Source organism: Paracoccus sp. (in: a-proteobacteria) (assembly GCF_047973135.1).
In the GTDB taxonomy this organism is placed as follows: domain Bacteria; phylum Pseudomonadota; class Alphaproteobacteria; order Rhodobacterales; family Rhodobacteraceae; genus Paracoccus.
Genome location: NZ_JBKEBL010000286.1, coordinates 1 through 6,447 on the forward strand (window position 1 = coordinate 1; position 6,447 = coordinate 6,447).

The window sequence follows — 6,447 nt, forward strand, 5'->3', positions numbered from 1 at the left end:
ATTGGGCAGAACATCCTCGGCGGCGTCCATCGCACGGTCGAAACCAAGCCTGCGGATGTCACCGAATAGCTTCTTTATCCGGGCGCGCAGTCGTTCGGCTTTCTCTTCTTCAAATGCTGCCTTGCGGGCGGCGGCTCTGATCTCGGCGGCGCGCGCGATCAAAGGCGCGAGATGGATCCCGAATTCGTGGCCAATCTTTCCTTCTCTGCGGGAACCGCCGCGACGGCTGTGGTCAGAAGCTGATTTCGCCAGCAGCCCACGCTCAACCCAATCGCCCTCGATGCGGGCAACCTGCCGCCGGTCCAGTCCCGCCTGCGCGGCAATCTTCGTGACCGAAGTCCAGAAGCTACAAATCCGGCCTGCAAGAAAATCCTCGTCTATCGTGTTGGAGATCGAGACCTTCAGATAGGCGATTGCACCCTTGCTGAGGCCGAGCTGGCGTCGGGCGCTCTCGATCAGCCCAAAGAACTGCCAGCGTGTCATGCCCTCAGGAAGGCCGCCGTGCGTAAGATGCTGCGTCATGCCAGCACCTCTTTTCTGGACGGCATCTCTTTCGAGATGCTATAAGCGTTGGGAAGGCTGGATGCCTTTATATGAACTTTTACCCCGGTTTCGGTTGCCGCCGAACCGGGGTTTTCATTTGGCCCGCACCGGATAGCGGGCACGCAATGAGCAGCAAACTGTACAGGTTTTGTACAGACGCAGCCGGGATTCCGCACGAAATATACCGGAAAATCATGCAACCTACGGCATGAAGCCACAGGGCCGCTCTGGTAGCGATTTGATCTCAATAGATAATTTGGTGACCCCGACAGGACTTGAACCTGTAACCTGCCCCTTAGGAGGGGGCTGCTCTATCCAGTTGAGCCACGGGGCCGTCGGCGTCTTTTCGCAAGGTTGCGACCATTTGGCAAGGTTGTCGCGGTCTTTGCCATGCGCTAACATCCGTGTCGTCACAGTATTCAATCTGGTTCTCAATGACCGTTCAACGTCCCCGCCGCCCTCTGACCCTGCGTGATGTGTCCGAGGCGTCGGGCGTGTCCGAGATGACTGTCAGCCGTGTCCTGCGCAACCGGGGGGATGTTTCGGCGGCCACCCGCGAAAAGGTGCTGACCGCCGCCAAGACCTTGGGCTATGTGCCCAACAAGATCGCCGGGGGGCTGGCCAGTCAGCGGGTGAATCTGATCGCGGTGGTCATTCCGTCGCTGTCCAATCTGGTCTTTCCCGATGTGTTGGGCGGAATCTCGGCAGAACTGGACGATACCGGTCTGCAACCGGTGATCGGCGTCACCAATTATTCGCCCGCGCGAGAGGAGCTGGTGCTGTATGACATGCTGTCCTGGCGGCCCTCGGGGGTGATTTTGGCGGGGTTGGAGCACAGCAATGCCTCGCGGGCGATGCTGTCCAGTTCGGGCATCCCGGTGGTCGAGATCATGGATACCGACGGCAAGGCGATCGACACTCTGGTCGGGATCTCGCATAACCGCGCCGGGCGCGAGATGGCGGCGCGGATCGTTGCCGCAGGGTATCGCCGGATCGGGTTCGTGGGCACGCATATGCCCGAGGATCACCGCGCCCGCAAAAGGCTGCTGGGCTTTGAAGAGGGGCTGAACGCCGCCGGGGTGCAGCTTGAGGCGCGGGAATATTATCAGGGGGGATCGTCGCTGCTGAAGGGTCGCGAACTGACCGAGCGCATCCTGAGCCGCGCGCCGGATCTGGATTTCCTGTATTTCTCGAACGACATGATCGGCGCGGGCGGGTTGCTGCACTGTCTGGACAAGGGCTATGACATTCCCGGTCGGATCGGGCTGGCGGGGTTCAACGGGGTCGATCTGCTGGACGGTCTGCCGGTGCGGCTGACCACCACCGATGCGCGCCGGGTCGAGATCGGGCGACGCGCCGCGCGGCTGGTGGCGGGAAAAGAGGCCGCGCCCGAGGATCGTATCATCCAGTTGACGCCGACCTTCATGCCCGGCGACACCATTCGCCCCGCGCGATCATGATCCTTCTCGGCCTTGTCGCGGCGCGGGCGACGGCATATGTCTCTGCCCATGCGTATACCCATCCTTCACCGAGTTCTTGAGCGCGGTCCGAAAGTCGCCGTACTTCGCCTGCAGGGTGCCATCGGCATCGCGGGCCGGGGGCTGAACGACGCCGCGCTTGCCCCGCTGATCGAGCGGGCCTTTCGCAAGGGCAAGCCTGTCGCCGTGGCGCTTGCCATCAACTCTCCGGGCGGGTCGCCGGTGCAATCCTCGCTGATTGCGGCGCGGATCCGGCGGCTGGCCGGTGAAACAGGGCTGCCGGTTCATGCCTTTGTCGAGGATATGGCGGCTTCAGGCGGGTATTGGCTGGCCTGCGCCGGGGATCATATCTGGGCGGATGACAGTTCGGTTCTGGGATCCATCGGGGTCATTTCGGCCGGCTTCGGCTTTCAGGAACTGATCGCCCGCTGGGGGATCGAGCGGCGGGTGCATACTGCCGGCGTGTCGAAATCGACGCTGGATCCCTTCCGCCCCGAAAATCCCGATGACGTGGCGCGGCTGCGCAATGTGCTTGAGCCGATCCACGAGGCGTTCAGGGCCCATGTCAGCGCGCGCCGGGGCGACCGGCTGGCACAGGGGCGCGATCTGTTCACCGGCGAATTTTGGGCCGGGCGCGAAGCGGTCAGGCTGGGGCTGGCCGATGGAATCGGTCATCTGGTTCCGAAGATGAAGGAACTTTACGGCGACAAGACCCGGTTTTCGGTGCTGGCTCCGCGCCGGTCGCTGTTCCGGCGGCTGGGGCTGTCGGCAGATGCACTGCTGGATGCCGCAGAGGAACGCGCGGCCTTCGCCCGGTTCGGTGCCGGGGGATGAGCGTCCGCATCGTCATCGTCTTTCTGCTGGTCATTGTCGGGCTGGCCCTGTTCAGCGGCCCCGGTTTCCGCCGGTTTCTCAAGAAAATGCTGGGGATTTCGCGTCGTGATCGGTGATCTTGCGTTGGTGCTGGCTGGGCTGGCCTTGCTGGTTCTGGGGGGCGACCAACTGGTGAAGGGGGCGGTCAACCTGTCGCTGCGGCTGGGGGTGACGCCTCTGGTCGTGGGGCTGACGGTGGTGGCCTTTGGCACCTCGGCACCGGAACTGATCGTGTCGCTGTCGGCGGCGCTGAAGGGTTCGACCGACATCGCCCTGGGCAATGCGGTCGGATCGAATATCGCAAATGTGCTGATGATCCTCGGGGGCAGCGCGCTGGTGTCGGGGATCGTGACCAAGGGGCACGATCTGCGCGAAAGCTGGGCGATGATGATTGCGGCCTCGGTTCTGGTAATCGGGCTGGCCTTTACAGGCCGGATCGGACGGGTCGAGGGCTGCGCGCTGCTGCTGGCGCTGGTCGCGGTACTGTGGCGGCAGCTTGCCACCGCGCAGCGCGAGGTGCGGGCCGAGATCGAGGGGGCCGAAGCCGGCGCCACGGGCCGCAAGATCGCGATCTGGCTGGCCGTGGGTCTGGTCGCTCTGCCGGTCGGGGCGCAGTTGCTGGTGGCCGGCGCGACCGACATCGCCCGCCTTTTCGGGATCAGCGAAACGGTCATCGGGCTGACACTGGTGGCGATCGGCACCTCGCTGCCGGAAATGGCTGCCTCGGTCGCCTCGGCCCTGCGGGGGCGGGCGGATCTGGCGCTTGGGAATGTCGTCGGGTCGAACATCTTTAACATTCTGGCGATTCTGGGCATCACCGCCACGGTTCAGCCTCTGCCCGTCCCCGCGAGCATGCTGCATCTGGATCTGTGGGTGATGCTGGGCAGCTCTCTGCTTCTGGCCCCTTTCCTGTTCCGGGGCATCCCGATCTCGCGGCTGGCCGGGGTGGGATTGCTGGCGATCTATGCCGCCTATGTCTGCGTGCTGCTGTGACGGTCGCACTGGTCACGGGCGCGGCGCGGCGGCTGGGCCGGGCCATGGCGTTGTATCTGGCCGGGCGCGGATATGACGTCGCCATCCATTACGACCGTTCCGCAACCGAGGCCGCCGATACCGCCGCCGAGGCCCGCGCGACAGGGGTCCGTGCGCAGGTTTTTCAGGCCGATCTGCTGGATCACGAGGCAACGGCTGCGCTGGTGCCGCAAGTGGCGGGCGCGATGGGGCAGGTTACGGTGCTGGTCAACAATGCCTCGATCTTCGAATATGACAATATCCGCAGCGCCACCATGGAAAGCTGGGACCGGCATGTCGGCTCGAATCTGCGCGCGCCGTTCCAGTTGATCCAGTCCTTTGCCACCCAGGCCCCGAAGGCGGCACCGGACGGCAATGGCGAACCCGTCGCCGCCGCGCTGGTGGTCAATATGGCCGATCAGCGCGTGATGAAGCCAACGCCAGAGTTCATGACTTATTCGCTGGCCAAGGCCGGGCTGTGGGCGCTGACCCGGACGGCGGCGCAGGCGCTGGCCCCCGACATCCGCGTCAACGCCATCGGCCCCGGCCCGACGATGATCGGGCATCGCCAAACACCGCAGCATTTCGCGGCACAGCGTGCGGCGACCATTCTGAAACGGGGCGCGGATCCGGGGGATGTGACGGCGGCACTGGGTTATCTGCTGGACGCGAAAGCCGTGACCGGGCAGTTGATCTGCGTCGATGGCGGGCAGCATCTGGGCTGGCGAACGCCCGACATTCAGGACAGCTAAAAGCCAAGGTTTGTACCAGACATCCGGTCTTTGTCCACTTTCCGCAAGGTAATGTTGCACCGTTCACGAATTCTGCCCCGGATTTCAGTTGTCTATCTGCCACATTTAAAAAAATCGTGTATTATCAATGAGGTTTTCTATTGCCCAAAAAACGGGCATCTTTACAAAACTGTAACGATTGCTGGCCCAACCCGTCTTGTCTCACAGCCCCTCCACAGAGTTATCCACAGATTCCGTGGACAGGTTAATCCTTGCATTCAGACTTCAAACCTTGCAGCCCGTAGGGGAATCACTTGGTCGATGCCATGTCACAGAAAACCGGCCACGCGCTGATACAGAACTATCTTCGCACGCTCGACGGCAGCCCTGGCGTCTATCGGATGCTGGATGCGCAGGGCGCGGTTCTGTATGTCGGAAAGGCGCGTGATCTGAAGGCACGCGTGTCGAACTATGCGCGGCCCTCGGGGCATTCGGGGCGCATCGCCCGGATGATCCGCGAGACGCATTCGATGATGTTCCTGACCACCCGGACCGAGACCGAGGCCCTGCTGCTGGAACAGAACCTGATCAAGCAGTTGAAGCCGCGCTACAATGTGCTGCTGCGCGACGACAAATCCTTTCCGAATATCCTTGTCGCCAAAAGCCACGACTTTCCGCAGATCAGGAAACACCGCGGCGCGAAGTCGGAAAAGGGCGACTACTACGGCCCCTTTGCCAGCGCGGGCGCAGTGAACCGGACTCTGGCGCAGTTGCAGCGCGTGTTCCTGCTGCGCAACTGCACCGATTCGACCTTTGAATCGCGCACCCGCCCCTGTCTGCAATATCAGATCAAACGGTGCAGCGCGCCCTGTGTCGGCCGGATCAGCCACGAGGACTATGCCGGGCTGGTCGGCGATGCGGAACGCTTCCTGCAGGGGAAAAGCACCGCCATTCAGGCGCAACTGGCAAAGGACATGGCCAAGGCAGCCGAGGCGATGGAATATGAGCGCGCCGCCGCCCTGCGCGACCGGATCAAGGCGCTGACCTCGGTGCAATCGGTGCAGGCCATCAACCCGCGCGGCGTCGCCGAGGCCGACATCATCGCCCTGCACATGGAAAGCGGGCAGGCCTGCGTGCAGGTGTTTTTCATCCGTGGCAATCAAAGCTGGGGGAACCGCGATTTCTATCCCCGGTTGGGGGGCGCTGAATCGGCGGACGAGGTGATACAGGCCTTTCTGCTGCAATTTTACGACGACAAGCCGCCGCCCCGCGCCATTCTGCTGTCCCATGGTGCCGAAGACCCCGAGCTGACCGCCGAGGTTCTGTCCCAGCGTGCCAGCCGCCGGGTCGAAATCGCCGTACCTCAACGCGGCGAGAAATTCGAGCTTGTGACCAACGCCTTGCGCAATGCCCGCGAAAGCCTGGGACGCCGCATGTCGGAAAGCGCGGCGCAGGCGCGGCTGCTTGAGGGGATCGCCGAGGCTTTTGACCTGCCCGCCCCGCCCCGCCGGATCGAGGTTTACGACAACAGTCACATCATGGGCACGAATGCGGTCGGCGGCATGATCGTCGCGGGGCCGGAAGGGTATGTCAAAAACCAGTATCGCAAGTTCAACATCAAGGGGACCGAGATCACGCCCGGCGACGATTTCGGCATGAGGAAAGAGGTTCTGACCCGCCGCTTTCAACGCCTGCTGAAAGAGGATCCCGACCGCCAGACCGAGGCCTGGCCCGACCTGCTGCTGATTGACGGAGGCGCAGGTCAGGTCTCGGCGGTCGAGGGAATCATTGCCGATCTGGGGGTCGGGGAC

General features: G+C 63.2%; 6 protein-coding genes and 1 tRNA gene. 5 read left to right on the forward strand and 2 right to left on the reverse strand.

Going from position 1 to position 6,447, the window contains the following annotated elements; genetic code table 11:
• Both ACK5L9_RS21045 and ACK5L9_RS21050 read right to left on the reverse strand, forming a co-directional pair.
• Positions 1–522: helix-turn-helix domain-containing protein (locus ACK5L9_RS21045; protein WP_416913413.1), on the reverse strand; the 522-nt coding region annotated here is incomplete at its 3' end.
• Between the two features lie 278 nt (positions 523–800).
• A tRNA-Arg gene (locus ACK5L9_RS21050) sits at positions 801–877 on the reverse strand.
• Positions 878–977: 100 nt separating this feature from the next.
• Between ACK5L9_RS21050 and ACK5L9_RS21055 the strand changes: the two genes are divergently transcribed.
• From ACK5L9_RS21055 to uvrC, 5 genes are all read left to right on the forward strand, one after another.
• Positions 978–2,003, forward strand: a complete 1,026-nt coding sequence (locus tag ACK5L9_RS21055; protein WP_416913414.1) for a LacI family DNA-binding transcriptional regulator — start codon at positions 978–980, stop codon at positions 2,001–2,003.
• 48 nt (positions 2,004–2,051) lie between these two features.
• Complete coding sequence (locus ACK5L9_RS21060; RefSeq protein ID WP_416913415.1) at positions 2,052–2,855, forward strand: S49 family peptidase; 804 nt, start codon at positions 2,052–2,054, stop codon at positions 2,853–2,855.
• 105 nt (positions 2,856–2,960) lie between these two features.
• Positions 2,961–3,887: a calcium/sodium antiporter gene (locus ACK5L9_RS21065; RefSeq protein WP_416913416.1), complete on the forward strand. Its 927-nt coding sequence runs from the start codon at positions 2,961–2,963 to the stop codon at positions 3,885–3,887.
• Complete coding sequence (locus tag ACK5L9_RS21070; RefSeq protein ID WP_416913417.1) at positions 3,884–4,657, forward strand: SDR family oxidoreductase; 774 nt, start codon at positions 3,884–3,886, stop codon at positions 4,655–4,657. Before ACK5L9_RS21065 ends, ACK5L9_RS21070 begins: the two co-directional genes overlap by 4 nt.
• 305 nt (positions 4,658–4,962) lie before the next feature.
• On the forward strand, positions 4,963–6,447 hold a 1,485-nt coding region (gene uvrC, locus ACK5L9_RS21075; RefSeq protein ID WP_416913418.1), incomplete at its 3' end, for an excinuclease ABC subunit UvrC.

Coding starts and splice junctions, on each gene's coding strand:
- ACK5L9_RS21055 (WP_416913414.1), top strand. CDS start 978: ATGACCGTTCAACGTCCCCGCCGCCCTCTGACCCTGCGTGATGTGTCC.
- ACK5L9_RS21060 (WP_416913415.1), top strand. CDS start 2,052: ATGCGTATACCCATCCTTCACCGAGTTCTTGAGCGCGGTCCGAAAGTC.